The following is a 20,221-nucleotide window of genomic DNA, read 5'->3' as shown; positions in this document are numbered from 1 at the left end:
GACCTCACCAAGCGCCGAACTCGTGATGAAGATGGGCACGGGCTACGCAGTAGCCGCGCGCACGATCATGGGCGTGGAGCCGGACGACAACGACACCCACGCGGCCGCCGAACGCTTGGCCTCCCACCGTCACTTCGAGGCCATGACCTGCCCGCTGACGGCGGAGCGCCGGCGCTGCCACCGCAGTTGACCCGACGCAGGGAGAGGGTTCGGAGTAAGGGGGCTCCCCCGCCTGCGCCGACGCCGTGCCCTAACTGCTTCATCGCCCTCCCGTCGTCGGGCCAGTGCGACCACTGCGGATGACTGTCTGAGCGGACGCCATGACCGCATTTCGGTACCTACGGCCAATGACTAGGACGTCCGAGCGGAATGTCACTCGAAATGGTGGTTTGCGTAAAATCCTATGCGCGAGAAGGAATCAACCAACAGTGACCCGTTGTCAACATGCGCGCCCCACGTCAAAAGGTTCGGCGCCCAGTCACTGACTCGCACCGCTCCCGACCTAGTCGTCCACATCGACCCAGGTGAGGTCCCCAAGTCGTCGCGCATGGTCGTCATCGGCTCGGGGGCCCGATGAGCGATTCAGTACATCTACTCGATTGACAGTACTGTCGCGCCCGGCCGCTCGATCGATCGCCCGTCGTTCCTCGCGATGCAAAGCACACGGCTCCTCCACCCGTTCTTGTGGAAGTCGATGAACGACATCCCTTCTGCGCGCTCCGTGGAGACCTCCCAGTATTCGTGGGCTGCGATGTTATGGTCCAGGAGCAGTTCCTCCACCCCTTCGCGGGTCACCCAGCCGTGGTCCACGCCAACTTGCTCACCTTCGATCAGCACCCATATTGCGTCCGGCACCGAGCCTCCGTGATGGATCTCGAGCTCGACGTCCTCCACCTCCAGGACGCCGTAGGAGCTGGGCATGCCACGGACAGCTCGGAACTCGTCGAAGGACACCTCGAACCAGGTCTTGGCACGGTCGTAGGCAGCGCGGTCCTCGGCCAGCTTCTCCGCCACGCGCGACTTCGCGGCCGCCTCGGTGATGTGGAATCCCTCACCGTCGACGGGGACATCAGATCCGGACACGACGAGCCAAATGGAACTCATGATGAGCCTTCCGTAAGAGTGGATATGGCTGCGATTCCCCTCGCTGCCATGACTTTATTTTACGCTATCGGAGCACTCGGGGAAAGGCGGAAAACCCCAGCGCGCAGCCGTCCTGGCGTCGACATCTTTGACTCATTCTCCTCGATTAGCACAGCCCCATCAGACATCGTTGTCGGTGCTCACCGCTAGATTGTTCTCATGTCAGAGAACACTTCCGATACCACCGCCTTCGAGCACTCGTCGGACCTCGCGACGCTGCTCGAGTGGGCCCGTTTCGCCTTTGGCGTGACGACATGGGGCGGTGTGGAGGAGGCGCTCTCCGCTCCGACGCCTTCTGAGGTAACGGACGCCGTCGAGCGTCTCCGTGGCTGGAAGATCCCGGCTCGGAGCACATCAACGCCGATCGACCTCCTGACACTGTGGCGCACCACCCTCGACGACCGGGAGTCCGACATCCTGACCCGACGGCTCCTGCGCCTCGGTTCCGGCCGGGCGACTCTCGACGAGCTGGGTCAGGCGCACGGCGTCACGCGCGAGCGGGTGCGCCAGATCGAGACCCAGTTGCTCAAGAAGCTCCGGGGGACTCTGCGGGACGACGACTACCGACCCGTGCGATGGGCACTCTTCCAGCTCGAGGACGGACTGGGTACTTTGGCGCCCGATTCGGAAGTTCCGATCGACGGCGAGATGACGCCCGAAGCCGAGACCTTCCGTCTGCTGCTGCACGTCGGTGGCTACGTCCATGACGGTGAGAAAGGGATCGTCCGCAAGAGCGACTTCCAGCTGCCTGGGCCGGCCGACCTCCCCCTCGTCGACGAGGGCCCACTCATCGACGAGCAGGCCCTCCGCTCGCAACTCCTGGACGCGGGGGTCGCTCCGGACCACGTGGATTTCGCCGTGACGTCCATCGAGGGCATTCGGCGGCTCGAGGGTGACCTCGTCCTCTGGCCCCGCAACATCGCGACGAAGGGCGTGGCCGTCCTGGCCGTCCGCCAACGACCGATGACTCCGGATGAGATCGCCGACGTCATCGACGAGGACTTCAACCGCCGTGGCTTTCGCAACCGGATCTTCGGCGAACCACTCGTCATGCGCTCAAGCCGGCACCACGTGGCGCTGCGTGCGTGGGGTCTCCCCGAGTACGGGGGCATTGTCCCCGCCATGGTCGAGCGCCTGACCGGTGGCCCGGTGCAGCTCAGCGCGCTCGCTCAGGACCTCGCGGAGCAGTTCGGCGTCTCGACGGGCTCGGTTCTGTCGTACAGCGGAGCGCCGGTCTTCCGGGTGAGCGACGGCATCATCGAGCTGCGCCCCGGCGACGACCCCTTCGTCCCCGTCACCGCACCCGTCAAGGTGCCCGGTCTGTACCGGCACGACACTGACCGGCTGGCGTGGCACGTCCGCGCGGATCACGACATCCTGCGCGGCAGCGGACGGGCGATCCCGGATGAGATTGCCGTCTTCTTGGACGGCAGTCCCCCCATGGCCATCCAGCTGCGCCATGCAGGCACCGACATCCCTCTCGCGTGGGCCGAGACGAGCCACACCGGTCCGAGCATCGGGTCCATTCGCGCGGTCGCGGAACATGTCGGCGCGAGGAAGGGAGACCTCCTCCGGTTGACCGTCGATCGGGCCGACCGGACCATCTCGGCGCACGTCGTCGACGAGGCACTCGCAGGCAGCCCTACCCAGATGCTCACCGAGCTCACCGGCCTCGGCGCGAGTCACCTCACCTCACGCGCTGCCGTGGCCAGCTGCATCGGCGCTCCAGGGGGAGACGCCGTTGCACTGCTCGTCGCAAGAGGTGATGAGCACGTGGCTGAGCTCGTCGCGACTCTCCCTGCGGACAGAGCTGACTGACCATGAAGACGACACCGGGGGCACCCACTCGCGTCACCAGCAGAGGGCAGGCCCAGCAGCTCGCCCAGCTCATCAGGGACCACCAGGAAGATGCAGAGACGCTACCAGCCTCACCCTCGAGGAGAACGAGTGGCGTGCAGCAAGTGCCGTCGAGTCCTCCCAACAAACCACTGATCAACCAAACACCATCAAGGAGAATCGAGTGAAGAACAGCACCATTTTCATTCCCATCCTCGGAGCCCTGTCCCTCTCGCTGAGCGCCTGCGGCATGATCGGCGGCGTCCCGACGACCTCGACGACGACCGGGTCCAACCGGCCTCAGCCGAGCGTCACCACGGTCACCCAGACGACCACGGCCACGGCCACGGCGGAGCCGGCGGGCACCCAAACGGTCGAGCCAGTGGACGAGCCCGAGCCGGAGGCGGAGACCAGCCTGACCGGCACCGACCCGGGGATCCTCAAGCTCGGGTCCTCGTTCACCTACTCCGACGGCCTGCAGCTCACCCTGAGCAAGCCAACGCAGTTCACGCCGTCCGAGTGGGCGGCTCCCTCCAGCGATCCTGGCCTGATCTTCACGGTGACGATGATGAACGGCACCGGCGCCAAGTTCGACCCAACGCTGAACTCCATCACAGCGCAGATTGGCAACGAGGAGGCCGAGCAGATCTTCGACAGCGAGAACGGTCTCGATGGCGGTCCGTCCACTTCAATCCTGCCTGGCCGCGAGGTCACCTACAAGGCCGCCTTCGTCGGCACGGACACCAAGAACCTCGTCGTCGAGATCGCCCCCGACTGGGACCACGGCGCTCTGACCTTCACCCCGGACGGGAAGTGAGCGCGGCACGCACCCCCTCGGGTCATCACGCTGGACAAGGGCGGCCGGTCGAGCTCCGACGCCGACGACCTCGCAGCCGCTCCGGGCTTCCGCGCAGACGTGTGGGGTCGTCGACGACGCGAACCTCTGGACCCTCAACCGGCCACTGGGCGTCGAGACTGTCTACGGCGGTGCAGTTGGCATCTTCCCCCGGTCCGCGGGGGGCGCCTGTGCTGCTACCTCTTCACAGAGGCGGACGGCCACACAGACGACTCCGTCATCACAAAGGCCCGGTCGGCACTGCAGCAGGCCAGCCCCTCGGCGCGCCGGCTGAGCTTCTGGCGCAGCCCGTCCGGACAGATCGAGCTGTCGCGGGTGACGGTCCACGACGACCTCACTCCGTGATCACGCCAACCACCCACGCACGACCGACGAGAGGACCCAGACATGCCCCCTACGGACGGACAGCTCAGCGCCAAGGTCGCAGCATCAGTACGCCACGAGAGGCACCTCGCAGCCACGACGAAACTCTGCGTTCCTGACGACTGGATCCCGGACTTCTCCGATCCCGCCTACCCCATCAGCGACGCATTCCTCAAGGCGTTCCCCGGTCTGCTCGCTCGCGACACGGTTACCCGCAGCGCCCTGACCCAACTCGGTCGGACTGTCGGACCCGACTCGTCCGACGAAGATCTCAGGTCATTCGTCCAGCTCGTCAATGCCTGGGGCTTCGGCGACGCCGGGTACGGGCCGTGGAGGACCCATAAGGTCGTCCAGAACGACAAGTTCGCCGACTCGGCGCGCCGCGCGCTCGAACTCCTCCGGTCCGATGAAGAGGACGCACCCGTTGAGGCCTACTTCCATCTCAACAATCGGTCGCGCGGCCGACTGCCTTGGTGGGGCCCGGCGTTCTTCACCAAGTTCTTGGCCTTTGCGGACCCCGCCTCGCGCTCGGACCCCGAGTACTCCAGACCGGCGGCGCTCATCCTCGATCGGTGGATGGCTGTTGCCGTCCGTGCGGTCTCGGGTCGGGACGGGTTCCCGACGGCAGGCTGGACGACGCCTGAGTACGCCTACTACCTCGCCGTGATGTCACGCCTGGGCGACCTCGCAGAGCTGCAATCGGCCAGCAGCCCCAGCGACGTCGAGCGCGCACTCTTTGCGAGCTACCGGGGCCAGTGACGGGAGGGTCGCCATCGATCGGAGCGCCTCACGCTGACCTCAGCGAGCTGGCACCAAGACCGTGGACAGCAGGAAGGGCAGGCCGGGGTGTCGACCAGAACCTGCGACTCCAACAGCTCCCACCATCTGAGACACATAACGTCACGTTATGCATCAAATAAGTTGGGGCGTAGTGTCGCCGCCGTGACTGCGACGATCAACCCGGACCTGCCCCCTTCGCCCGATATCGTTGTGCAGCGGGCAGGTGTCACGACGCCGCCCGCCATGGACCGCCCGAAGTCTCTGGCGGCAACCACGGCACTCGTCATCGGTGCCCTCGGCGTCAGCTACCTCGCCGCCACCCACGGCGTGAAGCAGGCCGGTCTCCTCGCGCTCGGCATCGGTTTGGGTATCGCGCTCTTCCACGCCCGTTTCGGCTTCACCTCCGCCTGGCGCCAGCTCGTGTCCGTCGGCCAGGGCCGGGGCCTGCGTGCCCACACGGTGCTGCTTGGCACGACCGCGACCTTCTTCGCGATCATCTTCACCACCGGCATCGGCTTCGGCGTCACGCCCGAGCCGAGCGTCGACCCGATCGGTGTCGGCACGATGGTCGGCGCGCTGCTCTTCGGCATCGGCATGCAGCTCGGCGGCGGCTGCGCGTCCGGCGTGCTCTACCACGTCGGCAGCGGGCAGAGCGCCACCGTGATCACGCTCCTCAGCTTCGTCGTCGGCTCCTTCGCCGCCACCTGGCGCTACGACTTCTGGCACGAGACGCTGCCGAGCTTCGGTTCCTACTCCCTCGCCGAGGACATCGGCTACGGCGGCGCTCTCGTGGTCACCCTGCTCGTCCTCGCCGCCATCGCCGCCGTGAGCCTGCTCGTCGAGCGTCGCCGGACTCCCCCGCCCGTCGCGCCGGTCCCCACGGCACAGGGTCTGGCCCGGATCGTGCGGGGCTCCTGGCCGATGTGGGTCGGGGGACTCGTCCTCGCCGTCCTCAGCGCCCTCGTCCTGATGACGAAGGGGAGCGCCTGGGGTGTCACGAGCGCCTTCGCCGTGTGGGGCGCCAAGGTCGCTCAGGCACTCGGCATGCACCCCGAGACGTGGGCCTACTGGCAGCAGCCCGGCCCCGCCGCCGACCTCAACGGCCCCCTGCTCGACCAGGCGACGACGCTGAACAACCTCGGCATCATCGTCGGCGCCGCCCTCGCCGCCGCCATCGGTGGCCAGTTCGTCATCCAGCGCCGTATCCCCGGCCGCGTCGTCGCCGCCGGGATCCTCGGTGGATTCCTCATGGGCTACGGCGCCCGTCTGTCCTTCGGCTGCAACATCGGCGCCTACCTCGCCGGCATCGCAAGCTTCAGCCTCTCGGGCTGGGTATGGGCGGTCGTCGCCCTCGTCGGCACGTGGCTCGGCCTGAAGGTCCGCCGTCGGATGGGGCTGGCGACCCCCGCCCCGGGCGACGGGGTCTGCTGAGCGCACCTCACGCCTGCCCCTTCGAGACGGCCGCGGGCGGCCTCCTCAGGGAGCGTTGGGCGGGCGGCCTCGCACGTCAGGGGGCGTGGATCGGGTGCTTCGTCAGCGCCGCTGCGGCACCAGGAACCACCGCATCGCCTTGGTCAGCACCGGCGAGACCAAGAAGACCATGCCCACCACGATGATCACGACGTTGATCGCCGTGGAGAGCAGGAAGGGCAGACCCAGGTCCTTCCAGATCGGCGCGATGAACCACAGGACGAGCGAGGCGAGCGGCCAGATGCCCATCCACGTGACGACGGCCGTCTTCCACCTCGGGACGACGGTGCGGGCGGGCACGTCCGGCCCGAGGACCCACTCGTCGATCGCGCTGAGGCGCCGGTGCTCCGGCTCGCCCTCCGCGTGCGGGCGCATCCGCGTGAAGATCTCCCGCCGCTCGGCCGATCCGTCCCACCGTGCGAGGTCGTCCTCGGAGGCGAAGTTGACGACCACCTGGTACAGCCCGCCCTCACGCTCCGGCGGGATGAGCTCCGCCCCGAGGAAGCCCCGGTGCTGACGCATCAGCACGAACATCTCCCGCACGAGCTCCTCGTACTCCCCCGCGTGCCCGGGGCGGGCGCGCCGGCGCGCGATCCGGGTGACAGTTGCTTCCCCAGCGCTCTCCGCCATGCGACTCATGCCCTCTCTCCTGCGCGTCCACGCGATCAGGGCATCCAAGCACCCGCCCCCGTCCGGTGACGCTGCGTTCGCCTTCGCGGAACGCAGGAGCAGGGCGCTGTTCAGTCCACCTTGTGCAGGGTCGACCCCTTGTGCGCCGCGACGTGGTCCGTCTTGTCGCTCTTGATCTCGTACTGGGGCTCGTCCTTGCTCGCTCGGCGCGTGTGGCCCTTGTAGTCGAAATCCTCTGTGTGAACCTTGGTGATCGTGCCGCTCACCTGGCCGGCCTCGGAGTTCCACCCGACGTGGTCCCCGACCTTATACCTCGCGCTCATCAGCTGTTCCTCGTCTCGTCCGTCTCGGTCCGCAGGGCCGCGATCCGCTCGGCTGCGTCCGGGTAGGCCGCGAGGACCTCTTCGATGTCGACCAGCTGGGGCAGGTCCTCGGCACCCTGGTGCTCCAGCAGGTACCGGATCGTCGCCCGGGCCGTGCCCTCACCTGAGTCGAGCGCTCCCCCGCTCACCGACTCGGCCCCACCGAGCAGCACGTCCAGCGTCACCGCACCATCGTCGGTCCGCACCCGGACCATGTACTCACCATCACCCTGCGAGGTGACCTCGAAGTCCTGCACCGGCTTCTCCCTTCGTCCCCTCCACACCACACCCCAACTGCGCGGACGTCAAGGACGTGGTCATCCGGCACCACCAGACGGGCATATGGTCAAGAGATGGTCGATTTCGCGCAGGTCTCAGCCCAGGACGTGCACGACGCCGTCGCCGAGTACGACGAGCTCGGTCAGGAGCAGTTCCTGGTGACGCACGGTTTCCGCCGCAGCCGCGGCTACGAGCTCGTCATCGACGGCAGGACCTACGACTCGAAGGCGATCCTCGGCGTGGCCCACCACTACGCGACGGGCACCCAGGCGTCCAGCGGCGAGTTCAGCGGCGGCAGGTACGGCGCTGCCAAGGTCCTCGGCGAGATGAGCTTCGAGGTCACCTCCCCCGTCGACTCCTCGCCCGAGGTGATCCCGGCGACCGGCTCGTGGCGTGAGGTCTCCGAGGTCGGCTCGCAGGCCGCCCGCGACGCCTGGGCGAGCGCTGCCCGCCCGGTCCTGCTGGACATCGCGCGCCGCTACCACGCCACGATCACCTACAGCGAGCTGGCGGCAGAGGTGCAGCGGCTGAGCGGCATCCGCACCCAGCAGCGCATGCACCACTGGATCGGACCCGTCCTCGAGCGCGTCGCCATGGCGTGCCAGTCCAACGACGAGCCCAACCTCAGCTCGCTGGTCATCGACAGCAAGGGCAGCGTGGGCGCCGGTTATGCGGTTGCGGTCCGCACGACCACGGGTGAGGAGCCGGCCGACAACGACACCCACGCCGCCGCCGAGCGCCTGTCCTGCCACCGCCACGTCAAGGCCTCCGACCTGCCCGCCGACGGCGGGGTCCCCGCGCTGTCCCGGCAGCTCGCCGGGCGGCGCGAGCGGGTCCGGCTCAAGCCCACTCCCCCGCCCGAGCTGCGGATGTGCCCGAGCTGCTTCATCGCCCTGCCCGCCTCTGGCCAGTGCGACCACTGAGGGTGACGATCACTCCGGCAGCATCCCGAGGATGTCGGCGAACTGGTAGACCGCCAGCCCGGTGACCACGAGGAAGATCAGCACACCGAGGGTCGTGGCGATCGGGCCGTTCTTGTACTTCCCGAGCACCGACGAGCGGCTCATCACGACGAGCAGGAAGCCGGCGACGATCGGCAGGAGCAGGCCGTTGGCCGCCTGGGCGAGGATGATGATCTGGATCGGGTTGACGCCGGTCAGCGCGATGACCATGCCGATGCCCATGACCGCGATCCACACCGCGCGGAAGCGGGGCGACTTCAGGTCACTCCCCCAGCCCATGACGCCGCAGATCGCGTACGCGGCACCCAGCGGACCGGCGACCGCGCTCGTCATGCCGGCGGCGAAGAGGCCCAGGGCGAAGACGTACGGCGCGGCGTCCCCCAGCAGCGGCTCGAGCTGCGTGGCCATGTCCGCGCCCGACTCGGCGGTCACTCCCTTCGTCCACATCGCGGCGGCCGCGGTGATCATGATCGCCAGGGTGATGACGCCACCGATGGCGATGGAGACGATCGTGTCCGCCCTGGCGTCGCGGATCGCCCGGTCCTTGGGCAGGCCGCCCCACTTCTCCTGCGCGAGGTTGGCGTGGAGGAAGAGGTTGTACGGCACGACCGTCGTCCCGATGAGGGCGATCGTCGTGAGCAGCGCGCCGTCCGGGATCGACGGGGTGAAGGTGCCCCGCAGGATGGCGGCGACGTCGGGCTTGACGACGATCATCGTGAGGAAGAAGACCGCGGCGAGCACGGCGACCATGACGACGAGGGCCCGCTCGAGGAGCTTGTAGCTGCCGGTGATGAGCAGGCCGAAGATGATCAGGCCGACGACCACGACGAGCAGCTTGGGCGGCAGGCCGGTCAGACCGGAGAGCCCGAGCGCGGTGCCGGTCGTGTCGCCGCCGGCGTAGCTCGCGCCACCGATGCCGATGGCCGCGACGATGAGCACGATCATCCCGATGCGCGGCACCGGGTGCTGGAAGGTCGTCCGCAGCGCCTCGCCCAGGCCCTGCCCGGTCGCGATGCCGAGGCGGGCGGACATCTCCTGCAGGATGATCGTCGCGATGATGGAGAAGGCGATGGCCCACGCCAGCGCGTACCCGTAGGACGAGCCGGTCACCGTCGCCGTCGTGATCGTGCCGGGACCGATGAACGACGCGCTGATGATCAGCCCCGGGCCCATGCGCTCCCAGAACCCCTTGCGCGCCGACGCGTCGCCGACCTGCGCTGTCAGGGCGGACTCCTCGTTGAGTCTGTTGCGTGCCACCACGTGCTCCGTCTCGTTCGATGTCAGGGGTGGTTCAGGGTGCACACGCTAGGGATTGTTGAGCAATCGGTCAACGGTTGGTCCCGAAGTGCGGACCAACACGCCATTGTCGACCGCACTTTGTTGAGCAATCACCTGCAGGTCGTTACTGTCTCCCCATGACCCAGGACCAGCCGGGCGGCGCGACCTCCCAGATCGCCGCCACCCTGCGCTCGCGCATCATCACCGGAGCGCTCGTCCCCGGCGCGCCCGTGCGCGACTCCGCCGTCGCCGCCGAGCTCGGCGTCTCCCGCAACACCGCCCGCGAGGCGCTCAGCCTGCTGCGCCACGAGGGCCTGCTCGACCACCGCAACCACCAGGGCTTCGTCGTGCGGACCCTGACGACCGCCGACGTGCGCGACATCTACGCGGCCCGCGTGGCCCTCGAGGTACGAGCCGTGCAGGACGCGGCCTTCGCCCCGGACGAGGCGCTCGAGGAGGTGCACCGCGCGCTGGAGACGACCGAGACCGCGGAGCGTGCCGAGCGGTGGGAGGACTACGCCAGCTCGAGCCTGCACTTCCACTCCGTCCTGGTGCGGCTGCTCGGCAGCCCCCTGCTCGACCAGTTCTTCGACACGATCCTCGGCCGCCTGCGCCTGGCCTTCCACGCCGCCGGCGACACCGGCTCCTTCCACCGCCCGTGGGGCCCCCGTGACCGCGCGATCTGGGAGCGCCTCGCCGACGGGGACCGCGCCGGCGCCGAGCAGCTCCTGCGCGGCTACCTCCACGACTCCGAGCTGGCCGTCCTCGACATGGTCCGCCGCCAGACCACCCACCGATAGGAGACCCACCATGGACCTCACCGCTGCTGCCTACCAGGCCGACCCCGGCGGCCCCCTCGACGTCGACCGCGAGCTCTACGGCCGGATCGGCTCGATGACCGAAGGGCGTGAGCTCGTCGACTCCTTCACCATCCCGATCCGCAGCGGCCGGGCCTGGGAGGTGCCCGCCGGGCACGTCTGCCGGATCGTCACCATCGAGGGCCCGCAGGTCGCCGACCTCAACCTGTGGAACCTCCACGACCCCCGCGAACGCCTGTGGGCCGCGCGCACCCGCCAGCTGCAGGCCGCGCACGTCTCCGTCAACGACCGGCTGTGGTCGACCCTCCCCTTCCTCCGTCCGCTCGTGACGATCACCGGCGACTCGCTGGCCGACTACGGCGTTGACGACGAAGGGGGGCGCGTCCACGACCTGCTCGGCACCCGCTGCGACCCGTACGTCAACCAGATGCTGAACGACGCCCCCTTCGACTACCACTGCCACTCCAACCTCACCCGGGCCGTGCGGCCGTGGCACCTCACCGAGTTCGACGTGCACGACGTGCTCAATGTCTTCCAGTGCACCGGCCTGAACGAGCGCGACGAGTACTTCATGAAGACGTGCCCGGCGACGCAGGGCGACTACTTCGAGTTCTTCGCCGAGATCGACATCCTCGCGGCCCTGTCGACCTGCCCCGGCGGTGACCTGTCGGTCCCGATGTTCGGCCCGGAGGCCGGCGACACGGAGGCGGTGTGCCGTCCGCTCGGCATCGAGGTCTACAAGGTCCCCGACACCGCGCTCGAAGGGTGGACCCCACCCCAGCGGGCCGGCTACGCCCAGGACCACGGCCTCGCGGCGCGCCCCTGGGCCTGATCCCCCGACATATCGCGGTCGATAACCCACGGGGGTACGGTGGGGAGATGGACCTCCGGGCACGGCGACGGGCGGCTGGCATGAGCCAGGCCCAGCTCGCGCACGCCGCACAGGTCCCCCAGCCCAACCTGTCGGCCTACGAGAACGGCCGCCGGTCCCCCAGCCAAGCCGTGCTCACCAGGCTGGAGGCCGCGCTCGAGACCCCGTTGGCACATCGCGTGGAGCGTCACCGGGGCGCGATCCTCGGTCTCGTGGCCCAGCACCACGCCCGCTCGCCGCGGATCTTCGGCTCGGTGGCCCGCGGCGACGCCGCGCCCGGCTCCGACCTCGACCTCCTCGTCGAGTTCACGGACACGGCGTCGCTCCTCGACGAGGTCGGACTGCGCCTGGCCCTGCGTGACCTCCTCGACGCCGAGGTGGACGTCGTCGGGGCCGACACGTTGCGCGGCGAGGTCCGCGAGCGCATTCTCCGTGAGGCGACGCCCCTGTGAGCGCCGCCGCGGCCAAGGCCCTGGATGCGGTCCGCGGGGTGATCACCGTCTGTGACGTGCTCCGGACCATGTCCGAGGGTGGCTACGACGCCTTCGCCGCCGACCGACGTACCCAGTGGGCCGTCGAGATGGGACTCATCCGCATCGGCGAGGGCGTCAACCGCGTCCCCGTCGAGGTCCTCGAGCGCTTCCCCGCGCAACCGTGGCGACAGATCGTCGCCATGCGCAACTTCGCCGCTCACCAGTACGACGACCTCGACCCGGGGCGGGTCTGGACCACGCTGACCCGGGACGTGCCCTCCCTTCGCTCCTACCTCGTGGAGGTCGTGGTCCCGGGTCTGAAGTGAGGTCCGTGCGGAATTGATTGTCGCGTCAAGATGTTGTCGCCGACATGCACGCCTTCGGATTCCTCAGCTTCGGGCACTACGGGCACGGCAGCGGGCCGGGTGACCCCGACGCCGGGCAGGCCCTGCGCGACGCCGTCGAGATCGGCGTCGGCGCCGACCAGATCGGGGTCAACGGGGCGTACTTCCGCGTCCACCACTTCGCCCGCCAGGGCGCCGCGCCCATGCCGGTCCTGTCGGCCATCGCCGCGCGCACGCGGCACATCGAGGTCGGCACCGGGGTCATCGACATGCGCTACGAGACCCCGCTCCAGCTCGCCGAGGAGGCCGCGGCGCTCGACCTGATCTCCGACGGTCGCGTGGCGCTCGGCGTGAGCCGCGGGTCACCGGAGCCGGCCCTGCGCGGCTGGGAGGCCTTCGGCCACACCGGCTCCACCGACCCGCGCGGCAGCGACATCGCACACGAGCACTTCGCGACCTTCATGTCCGCGATCCGCGGCGACCAGCTCGTCGACGCCGACCCGAGCACGGGCCCGGCCGGGCGGCTGCGCCTCGAGCCGCACTCCCCCGGGCTCGACCGCCGCATCTGGTGGGGCGCCGGCAGCCGGGAGACGGCCGAGTGGACCGCCCGCCAGGGCGTCAACCTCATGAGCTCGACCCTGCTCACCGAGGCCACCGGAGCCTCCTTCGGCGAGCTGCAGGCCGAGCAGATCGAGCTCTACCGGGCGGCCTGGCGCGAGGCCGGGCACGACTGGAGCCCGCGGGTCTCGGTCTCCCGCAGCATCTTCCCGATCGTCAGCGACCTCGACCGGCACTTCTTCGGCCTGCAGGGCCAGGGCAGCAGCGACCAGGTCGGCGTCATCGACGGCCTCCGCTCGACCTTCGGCAAGACCTACGCCGCCGAGCCCGACGTCCTCGTCGACCAGCTGAAAGCCGACCCTGCCATCGCGGCCGCCGACACCGTCATGCTCACCATCCCCAGCCAGCTCGGCGTCGACTACAACCTGCACATCCTCGACAGCTTCGCCCAGCACGTCGCCCCAGAGCTCGGGTGGCGCCGCAACAGCGAGGGGCGCGTCGCCCCCTTCGACGTGTCAACCACCAACTGAGAGCGAGATCCACGCATGTCCACGATCGTCATCTTCGGCGGCACCGGGTACGCCGGCGGCAGCATCGCCGCCGAGGCCGTCTCCCGCGGCCACCAGGTCATCTCCTACAGCCGCACCGCCCCCGCGCAGACCACCGCGGGCGTCGAGTACCGCACCGGCTCGCTCACTGATGACGCCGTCCTCGCGCAGGCGGCGACCGAGGCGGACGACCTGGTCATCGCGACCCACGGCGCGGACGTCGGCGGCTCGCCCCTCGTGGACCACGTCGAGCGCCTCACCTCCGCCGCGATCGAGCACGGCGCGCGCCTGTCCTTCGTCGGTGGCGCCGGTTCGCTCCACGTGGCGAAGGGGGGTCCCCGCCTCGTCGACACCCCGGACTTCCTCGACGACTGGAAGCCCGAGGCCCTCTCCCACGCCCAGGTCCTCGACGCCCTCCGCGCGGGCCCGCAGGAGCTGGACTGGTTCTACGTCTCCCCGGCCGCGCTCTTCGGGTCCTTCGCGCCCGGCGAGACCACGGGCAGCTACCGCCTCGGCGGCGACGAGCTCGTGACGACCGAGGACGGGATGTCGGAGATCTCCGGCACCGACTTCGCCCTGGCCTACGTCGACGAGATCGAGCAGCGGCGGCACCCGCGCCAGCGGTTCACCGTCGCCCACTGACGCCGGAGTCCCGCGTCAGCCCGTCTGCGTCCTGCCGGAGCGACCCTCCACGAGCAGGCGCAGACGGCGCAGGGTCTCGGAGTTGCGCCACTTCAGGCCGGGCTGCCGTGCGATCCCGGGCACGAGGAGCGCCGGCCCGGAGACCGCGTCCTCCACGATGGTCACCTCGGTCCGGTCGCCGGCCGGGGTCAGCGTGATCCGGACCTCGGCCTCACCCATCGGCCACGCGCGAGCGCACAGGGTGATCGACTGCTGCGGCTCCTGGGCGAGCACCCGAGTGTGGTCGTTGATCAGCCCGGGCCAGACGCCCACCGAGTGGTGGATGCGGCTGCCGACGGCGGGCCAGTCCTCGTCGACGTCGCGCATGCGCGAGGCGCCGACGACCCAGAGCGGGTAGAGCCAGCCGTCGCTCAGCACCGACCAGACGTCGTCGGTCGAGGCGTTGATGACCGTGGTGTTCTCACTCATGCCTTGCTCCTGCGGGTTGGCGGGTCTCGACCCGCCCAGTCTCACCACGGGTCTGGGGTGGTGCAACCTGTCGAGATCGGCCCTGTCGCGCACGGTGGTACCGACCATGCCGCAGCTACTGTGACGGACATGCAGCGAGTACTTGTCACCGGGGCGACCGGCTACGTCGGCTCCCACCTCGTGCCCGAGCTCCTCGAGGCCGGTCACACGGTCGTGGCGGCCAGCCGTTCGGGGACGGACAGGTTCCCGTGGCACGACGACGTCGAGAGCCGTGAGCTCGACATCGAGGACGACGAGCTCGTCGCGAGGGCCGTCGACGGCGTCGATGCCGTCGTCTACCTGGTGCACTCGCTGGAGTCCGAGGACTTCGAGCGCAAGGACCGCGAGGCCGCGCGGCGGATGGCCCGCGCCTGCGAGCGCGCCGGGGTGGAGCGGCTCGTCTACCTCTCCGGGCTGGTCCCCGACGGGGAGCTGTCCCCGCACCTGCGCTCCCGCTACGAGGTCGAGCAGGTCTTCCTCGACTCCTCGGTCCCCACGACGGTGCTGCGCGCCGCGATGATCATCGGTGCGGGCTCGACCTCGTACGAGCTGCTGCACCGGTTGAGCGAGCGGGTCCCCCTCTTCACCCCGGTCCCCACCTGGATGCACACCCGGATCCAGCCCATCGATCTGGCCGACGTCCTGCACCTGGTCCGACGCGCCCTGACCGTGGAACCGGCCCCCAATGCCCACTACGACGTCGGCGGCGAGGACGTCCTGGAGTACGTGGAGCTGTTGCGGCTCTACGCGCAGGTCGCCGGCCTGGCCCGCGTGCAGGTCGACGTCCCCGGCCTGCCGAGCGGGGTCGTCGGTCGCGTCAGCGCCCTGATCTCCGGGATGCAGTCGACCGAGGTCAACGCGCTCGTCGAGAGCCTGCGCCACGACATGGTGTGCGAGGACTACTCGGTGCGGGACGAGCTGCTGGAGCCCGGCTTCGACTACGTGCCGATCGGCGAGGCACTGGAGCGAGCCCTGGACCACGCCCCTCGTTGACGCCGGCAGCTCATCGGCCGAGCGTGGCGTCCAGGTCGCGCAGGTAGCCGGAGAACCCGTCGGGCACCCGGCCGGCGCGCCGCCCCGAGGTGAGGATCGGCGGACCGGCTGCCACGCTCGCTCCAGCGGCCAGCAGAGCCTCGACGAGGAGCACGTCCTCGTGCTCGGGCACCTGCGCGAACCCGCCGACGGCTGCGAAGGCCGACCAGCGCACCCCCAGGTTGGCCCCGTGCACGTGTCGCGTCGGGTGGGCGGACGTGTGCCGCCTCGACCACTCCCGGTACGTGTCGCCGTCGAGGTCGAGGGGATCCGGCCGCACACGGCCGAGGACGAGGTCTGCACCCCCGTCGGCTGCAGCCACCTGCCCGGTCAGCCAGTCCGGCGGGACGACGGAGTCGGCATCGGTGCAGGCCATCCACGCACCGGCTGCCCGGTGCGTGGCACCGAGCTCGAGGAGCTCGTGCGCGGCCGCGGCACCAGCCGCCCGCGCGGCACCCACGCATCGTGCAGCCACCGTCGTCGTGCGCACGCCGTGACGGGCCGCGACGGCGGCGGTGCCGTCCGTGCAGGCGTCCAGGGCGACCACGACCTCGACCCGCACGTCGGGTCGCGCCGTGCGCAGTGTCGCGACGGCGTGCGCGAGCGCCGTCAGGCACCGCGGTAGGAGCACTTCTTCGTCGTTCGCCGGCACGACGACGGCCACCGCCGAGATGCCCGTGACGAGATCCGGCTGCTCATCCACGGGGGTCCGGTCGGTCCGCCGACTCGGCCAGCACGATGATCTCGACGTCGTCGTCGCGGTAGGTCGACATGAGTGGCGGCAGGTCCGCGGCGAGTGCCGCTTGGTGGACGTCCGCACCGTCGAGCACCCACCCCTCGACCGGGTGGCGCCAGTGGCACAGCACCACGACCCCGTGGTCGGCCAGGCTCGACCGGACCCGCGCGATCAGGCGCTCGAGGTCGACGGGGCTGAGGAAGTACCCGACCTCGGAGAGCACCACGAGGTCGAAGGCGCCGTCGGGCCACTCGGTGGGCGCATCCAGCACCGCGGTCTCGACGTTGGTCGGTACGACCGTGCGGGCCCGTGCGACGGCCGCTGGGCTGCGGTCGACGGCGAGCACGTCCTGGCACCGGCGCGCGAGGTCCGCGGCCAGCTCACCGCGGGAGCACCCGAGCTCGAGCGCCCGGACGAACCGCGGACGGGGCAGGCACGCCAGGACGAGGTCGCGCTTGCGGCGCTCGTACCAGCGGTGCGTCGTGCCCCACGGGTCGCTCTCCGCGGTGTGCAGGGCCTCGAGGGCGGGATCGGCGGGCGGTTCGTCGACGAAGGCCTCGACCCGACCGGTGAAGTGCTCGAGCAGCTGCGCCGACAGGAGCGCCTCGTCACCGGGCGCGTCGGACAGGGGCTCGACCTGGGTACGGTGGGCCGCCACCGCCGCCGCCTTGCGCTCCGCGGCGGCCTCGCCGTGCCCGAGGACCAGCAGCCGGTCCCACGGCGCGTCCTCGGTGGCCGCCCAGTGCCAGAACCACACGGGGTACTCCAGCAGACGGGCACCGGTGCGCACCGCGGCTGCGGCGCTCGCACGCCCGGCAGCCTCGTGGTCCGGGTGCCCGTCGCGCCGCCAGGGCGAAAGGAGCAAGACCTCACGGGCGTCGCCGAGCCGCTCGACGAGCTGGCGCGTCACCTGCTCCTCGTGGTCACCGGCGAGCCCGCCGTCGGGCAGCCCCAGCAGGGTCAGCTCGACATCCGGCCCGAGCGCGGCTGCCGCGGCCCGCGCCTCGTCACGACGACGGGCCGCCAGCTCGACCGGCGGGCACGTCGTCGACTCCGGGTGGGAGCCCTCCCCGTCGGTGAGCACGACGAGCTCGACCCGCGCCCCGCGGGCGGCGGCTGCGGCCACGAGGGCCCCAGCGCCGAGCGTCTCGTCGTCGGGGTGTGCCGCGACCACGACGACGCGCGAGCGGCCCACGAGGAGCTGTTCGACATCGGTGGGCTGCGGCCAGCGCGGATCGGATCTCCAGGCGTGCGCACTCGTGCCCGCGTCCCTGTGGCTGAAGGTCACCACGACGTCACCGGGAGCGAGCCGGCACGACCATGCGGCCGAGCGCCACCGCGTCGCGCTCGGCGTGGTGCTGCCGCAGGTAGAGCGAGAGGTCCGCCACCCGCCAGGCGTGCTCGGGTTCCTGGCTCAGGGGACCCGGGCCCAGCCCGTGCGCCGTGCGCGTCAGGACCTCCTCGGCCGCATCGGCCACCACGTGCCGTACCCGGGCGGCTAGGTGCGCCCCTGCAGCGCCCTCGGCCCGCCCGGCGTCCACCAGCTGGGCGGCGTGCGCCAGCAGCACCCGTGCTGCGGTGAGACGCGCGTCGAGCTCGCCCAGGTGGAGCAGGGCGATGTCGTCAGGTGCTCGGCGGGTGGTCTCGAGCAGCAGTCGGCGGGCGAGGGCGACGGAGGCGCCGAACCAGACGGCGGCCACCCCGATCCCACCCCACGCGAAACCCGGCCGGGCGAGGTACCACCCGGGGCCGCCGACGGGACGCGCCGCGACGCCACGCATGGTGACGGTCGCGGTGGCGACCTCCGCGAGCCCGGACGGACGCCATGCACTGGCGTCGGCGCTGAAGCCGGGATCGCGCGTCCCCACCGCGAACAGCCCTCGTCGCCGCTCGTCGACCCAGGCGGTGACCAGTCCTGCGCTGACGTCACCGGCCAGGGAGCACCACGGCTTGACCCCGTCCAGGACCCAGCCGTCGTCGTCCTGCGAGGCCTCCAGCCGCACTCCGGGACCTTCCGCGGCCCACACGCCCCAGGTGGCGCCGGCCGGGTCCACGACGTCGCCGGCCTCACGGAGGATGGCCAGGGCGTCGAGGTGCGGCTCGAGGACGCGCGCCGCCACGAGGTCGCGCGCGGCGACGGTGGCCAGCACCTCCCAGCGGACCCGCGTGCCGCCTGCGCCCGGGTCCGGGATGCTCTGCCCCAGGTCCTGCGCCCAGGTCAGCAGCGCCTGCGGGTGCCGGGTCGTCGGCACCGACGCCCCGATCGACCCCAGCAGGTCCGAGGGCTCCCCCTCCTCGGCCAGCCGGACGACGTCGTCGTGCCAGAACCCGTCCTGGACCATGTGAGACTCCCCGCGCTCGTCGCCGATCTGCCGCAAGTATGACCCGGCCCCTCGGCACGGTCGTCCCTCAGCCGGCGACGAAGTCCGGCCACCCCGCGTCGAGGTACTCCACGACGGTCTCGCTGACCCGCTCGGCGTGCAGGTGCTCGCGGGTCACCGGCAGCGGGGCCATGGCGAAGGTGGAGTCGGCTCCTGCCCGCGTCGGGAAGTCGTGGTGCACGATCGCCGCGCGGCCGAGGTCGACGAAGTCCGCCCCCTTCGACATGCACCAGCGGGCCTGCTGTGCGCTGCGGATCCTGCCCGCGACGCCGAGCCGCGTCGCGCCGCGCTCGAGGCCGACGAAGGCGTCGATGAGCAGGCTGCCCTCCTCGTCGACGGTCATGAAGGCGTCCCACAGCGACATGTCGAGGTAGTCGACGAGGCCGGAGTCGAGGACCCGCTGGGCGACGGCGACACCTTCGTCGAGGACGATGCCGTTGCCCTGCGGGGTGAGCCGCAGCCCGACCTGGAAGTCGGCCCGGGTCCGCTCGCGGATCCCGCGGAGGACCTCGAAGAGCATCCGGGACCGGTCCTCGAGCGACCCGCCGTAGCCGTCGGTGCGCTGGTTGTGGCGTCCGTCGAGGAACTGGCAGATCAGGTAGCCGTGGGCTCCGTGGACCTCGACGCCGTCGAAGCCGGCGCGCTCGGCCCGCTCCGCCGCGACGACGAAGTCCTCGACCGCCTGCTGCACCTCACCGGTCGACAGGGCCCGGGTGTCCTTGTCCGGGTCGTCCCACGGCGCGACGTTCGGCACGCCGGTGACGGCCGGGTCGGAGCGCCGACCGGCGTGGTGCAGCTGCACCGAGGAGACGCTGCCGGCGGCGCGGATGCCGTCGGCGAGGCGGGTGAGGCCGGCGAGGTGCCGGTCGTCGCTGATGCCGAGCTGCCCGGCCCACGCCTGGCCGGCGCGCGCCACGTAGGTCGCGCAGGTCATCGTCAGGCCGAAGCCCCCGGCGGCTCGCGCCACGAGCCACCGGTACTCGTCCTCGGAGAGCGTCCCGTCCGCGTGGCTCTGCGTGTTGGTGAGCGGGGCGAGGGCGAAGCGGTTGGCCCAGGCCGGTCCGTGGGCGAGCTCGAGACGGTCGTGGAGGGAGGTCATCCCGCCATCCTCGCAAGGGACCCACCGCCCACGAGCACCAGGTCAAGATCCGGTGACGACGGCACGTCCGCGGCGATTTGTCCGGCGTGTCGGCGGGTTGGGTGCCACCGTTGGGGCATGAACCTCACTGGTGCCATCCTCACGGTGGCCGGGATGGTCTCGGTCGCGTCCCTCCCCTTCGCCATGGCGTGGGTGGAGCAGGCGCTCATGACCGGACCGACGCACGTCGAGCAACCGCCGCGCTGATCCGGGC

Annotated in this window: 24 protein-coding genes; 14 read left to right on the top strand and 10 right to left on the bottom strand. The window is 70.5% G+C overall.

Annotated elements, in window-relative coordinates:
• Positions 1 to 25 precede the first annotated feature (25 nt).
• Positions 26 to 190 (top strand): hypothetical protein, encoded by a 165-nt coding sequence (locus ABC138_RS01905; protein ID WP_345912573.1) that lies wholly within the window; start codon positions 26 to 28, stop codon positions 188 to 190.
• A gap of 401 nt (positions 191 to 591) precedes the next feature.
• Here the strand turns inward: ABC138_RS01905 and ABC138_RS01900 are convergent, their stop codons facing one another.
• Positions 592 to 1,104 (bottom strand): hypothetical protein, encoded by a 513-nt coding sequence (locus tag ABC138_RS01900; RefSeq protein ID WP_345912572.1) that lies wholly within the window; start codon positions 1,102 to 1,104, stop codon positions 592 to 594.
• A 198-nt stretch (positions 1,105 to 1,302) separates the two neighbouring features.
• On the opposite strand from ABC138_RS01900, the gene ABC138_RS01895 reads away from it, so the two are divergent.
• The 4 genes from ABC138_RS01895 (at position 1,303) to ABC138_RS01880 (ending at position 6,409) form a co-directional block, all read left to right on the top strand.
• Positions 1,303 to 2,961, top strand: coding sequence for a sigma factor-like helix-turn-helix DNA-binding protein (locus ABC138_RS01895; protein ID WP_345912571.1), 1,659 nt, complete (start codon positions 1,303 to 1,305; stop codon positions 2,959 to 2,961).
• Between the two features lie 202 nt (positions 2,962 to 3,163).
• Positions 3,164 to 3,796 (top strand): hypothetical protein, encoded by a 633-nt coding sequence (locus tag ABC138_RS01890; protein ID WP_345912570.1) that lies wholly within the window; start codon positions 3,164 to 3,166, stop codon positions 3,794 to 3,796.
• Positions 3,797 to 4,222: 426 nt separating this feature from the next.
• Positions 4,223 to 4,957: a hypothetical protein gene (locus ABC138_RS01885; protein WP_345912569.1), complete on the top strand. Its 735-nt coding sequence runs from the start codon at positions 4,223 to 4,225 to the stop codon at positions 4,955 to 4,957.
• Between the two features lie 183 nt (positions 4,958 to 5,140).
• Positions 5,141 to 6,409, top strand: a complete 1,269-nt coding sequence (locus tag ABC138_RS01880; RefSeq protein ID WP_345912568.1) for a YeeE/YedE family protein — start codon at positions 5,141 to 5,143, stop codon at positions 6,407 to 6,409.
• Positions 6,410 to 6,511: 102 nt separating this feature from the next.
• On the opposite strand, the gene ABC138_RS01875 is transcribed toward ABC138_RS01880, so the two are convergent.
• The 3 genes from ABC138_RS01875 to ABC138_RS01865 form a co-directional block, all read right to left on the bottom strand.
• The gene (locus tag ABC138_RS01875) at positions 6,512 to 7,087 is read right to left on the bottom strand and encodes an antibiotic biosynthesis monooxygenase (RefSeq protein WP_345912567.1); all 576 of its coding nucleotides are present in this window, start codon (positions 7,085 to 7,087) and stop codon (positions 6,512 to 6,514) included.
• Between the two features lie 101 nt (positions 7,088 to 7,188).
• The gene (locus ABC138_RS01870; RefSeq protein WP_345912566.1) at positions 7,189 to 7,401 is read right to left on the bottom strand and encodes a DUF2945 domain-containing protein; all 213 of its coding nucleotides are present in this window, start codon (positions 7,399 to 7,401) and stop codon (positions 7,189 to 7,191) included.
• Positions 7,401 to 7,697, bottom strand: a complete 297-nt coding sequence (locus ABC138_RS01865; RefSeq protein WP_345912565.1) for a hypothetical protein — start codon at positions 7,695 to 7,697, stop codon at positions 7,401 to 7,403. Before ABC138_RS01865 ends, ABC138_RS01870 begins: the two co-directional genes overlap by 1 nt.
• A gap of 96 nt (positions 7,698 to 7,793) precedes the next feature.
• Here ABC138_RS01865 and ABC138_RS01860 point away from each other — a divergent pair, with 96 nt between their 5' ends.
• Entirely contained in the window at positions 7,794 to 8,642 is an 849-nt protein-coding gene (locus tag ABC138_RS01860; RefSeq protein ID WP_345912564.1) for a hypothetical protein, read from the top strand.
• 9 nt (positions 8,643 to 8,651) lie between these two features.
• Here ABC138_RS01860 and ABC138_RS01855 read toward each other — a convergent pair whose 3' ends face one another.
• Positions 8,652 to 9,938, bottom strand: a complete 1,287-nt coding sequence (locus tag ABC138_RS01855; RefSeq protein ID WP_345912563.1) for an Nramp family divalent metal transporter — start codon at positions 9,936 to 9,938, stop codon at positions 8,652 to 8,654.
• A 158-nt stretch (positions 9,939 to 10,096) separates the two neighbouring features.
• On the opposite strand from ABC138_RS01855, the gene ABC138_RS01850 reads away from it, so the two are divergent.
• Genes ABC138_RS01850 through ABC138_RS01825 form a run of 6 tightly spaced genes read left to right on the top strand, consistent with a single transcriptional unit; the run spans position 10,097 to position 14,213 of the window.
• Positions 10,097 to 10,759: a GntR family transcriptional regulator gene (locus ABC138_RS01850; RefSeq protein WP_345912562.1), complete on the top strand. Its 663-nt coding sequence runs from the start codon at positions 10,097 to 10,099 to the stop codon at positions 10,757 to 10,759.
• A gap of 10 nt (positions 10,760 to 10,769) precedes the next feature.
• Positions 10,770 to 11,609: a DUF1989 domain-containing protein gene (locus ABC138_RS01845; RefSeq protein ID WP_345912561.1), complete on the top strand. Its 840-nt coding sequence runs from the start codon at positions 10,770 to 10,772 to the stop codon at positions 11,607 to 11,609.
• Between the two features lie 47 nt (positions 11,610 to 11,656).
• Positions 11,657 to 12,100, top strand: a complete 444-nt coding sequence (locus tag ABC138_RS01840; protein WP_345912560.1) for a helix-turn-helix domain-containing protein — start codon at positions 11,657 to 11,659, stop codon at positions 12,098 to 12,100.
• A 56-nt stretch (positions 12,101 to 12,156) separates the two neighbouring features.
• The gene (locus tag ABC138_RS01835; protein WP_345912559.1) at positions 12,157 to 12,447 is read left to right on the top strand and encodes a DUF86 domain-containing protein; all 291 of its coding nucleotides are present in this window, start codon (positions 12,157 to 12,159) and stop codon (positions 12,445 to 12,447) included.
• 44 nt (positions 12,448 to 12,491) lie between these two features.
• Positions 12,492 to 13,553, top strand: coding sequence for an LLM class flavin-dependent oxidoreductase (locus tag ABC138_RS01830; protein ID WP_345912558.1), 1,062 nt, complete (start codon positions 12,492 to 12,494; stop codon positions 13,551 to 13,553).
• Between the two features lie 15 nt (positions 13,554 to 13,568).
• Complete coding sequence (locus ABC138_RS01825) at positions 13,569 to 14,213, top strand: NAD(P)H-binding protein (protein WP_345912557.1); 645 nt, start codon at positions 13,569 to 13,571, stop codon at positions 14,211 to 14,213.
• Between the two features lie 15 nt (positions 14,214 to 14,228).
• Here the strand turns inward: ABC138_RS01825 and ABC138_RS01820 are convergent, their stop codons facing one another.
• Positions 14,229 to 14,681, bottom strand: a complete 453-nt coding sequence (locus ABC138_RS01820; RefSeq protein ID WP_345912556.1) for an SRPBCC family protein — start codon at positions 14,679 to 14,681, stop codon at positions 14,229 to 14,231.
• Positions 14,682 to 14,810: 129 nt separating this feature from the next.
• On the opposite strand from ABC138_RS01820, the gene ABC138_RS01815 reads away from it, so the two are divergent.
• Complete coding sequence (locus ABC138_RS01815; protein ID WP_345912555.1) at positions 14,811 to 15,713, top strand: NAD(P)H-binding protein; 903 nt, start codon at positions 14,811 to 14,813, stop codon at positions 15,711 to 15,713.
• Positions 15,714 to 15,723: 10 nt separating this feature from the next.
• Here ABC138_RS01815 and ABC138_RS01810 read toward each other — a convergent pair whose 3' ends face one another.
• From ABC138_RS01810 to ABC138_RS01795, 4 genes are all read right to left on the bottom strand, one after another.
• The gene (locus tag ABC138_RS01810) at positions 15,724 to 16,455 is read right to left on the bottom strand and encodes a glycosyltransferase (protein ID WP_345912554.1); all 732 of its coding nucleotides are present in this window, start codon (positions 16,453 to 16,455) and stop codon (positions 15,724 to 15,726) included.
• Positions 16,448 to 17,683 (bottom strand): bifunctional PIG-L family deacetylase/class I SAM-dependent methyltransferase, encoded by a 1,236-nt coding sequence (locus tag ABC138_RS01805; RefSeq protein ID WP_169701895.1) that lies wholly within the window; start codon positions 17,681 to 17,683, stop codon positions 16,448 to 16,450. Before ABC138_RS01805 ends, ABC138_RS01810 begins: the two co-directional genes overlap by 8 nt.
• Positions 17,684 to 17,783: 100 nt before the next feature.
• Positions 17,784 to 18,830, bottom strand: a complete 1,047-nt coding sequence (locus ABC138_RS01800; protein ID WP_068324909.1) for an acyl-CoA dehydrogenase family protein — start codon at positions 18,828 to 18,830, stop codon at positions 17,784 to 17,786.
• Between the two features lie 67 nt (positions 18,831 to 18,897).
• On the bottom strand, positions 18,898 to 19,968 hold the full coding sequence (locus ABC138_RS01795; protein WP_345912553.1) for an NADH:flavin oxidoreductase: 1,071 nt from the start codon (positions 19,966 to 19,968) through the stop codon (positions 18,898 to 18,900).
• A gap of 117 nt (positions 19,969 to 20,085) precedes the next feature.
• On the opposite strand from ABC138_RS01795, the gene ABC138_RS01790 reads away from it, so the two are divergent.
• Complete coding sequence (locus ABC138_RS01790; RefSeq protein ID WP_255218278.1) at positions 20,086 to 20,214, top strand: hypothetical protein; 129 nt, start codon at positions 20,086 to 20,088, stop codon at positions 20,212 to 20,214.
• The last annotated feature ends 7 nt before the right edge of the window (positions 20,215 to 20,221 follow it).

The sequence above is a fragment of the Janibacter sp. LM genome (assembly GCF_039631275.1).
In the GTDB taxonomy this organism is placed as follows: domain Bacteria; phylum Actinomycetota; class Actinomycetes; order Actinomycetales; family Dermatophilaceae; genus Janibacter; species Janibacter terrae.
The sequence above is the reverse complement of the archived record's forward strand: the minus strand, read 5'-3'. Positions and strand labels throughout refer to the sequence as shown.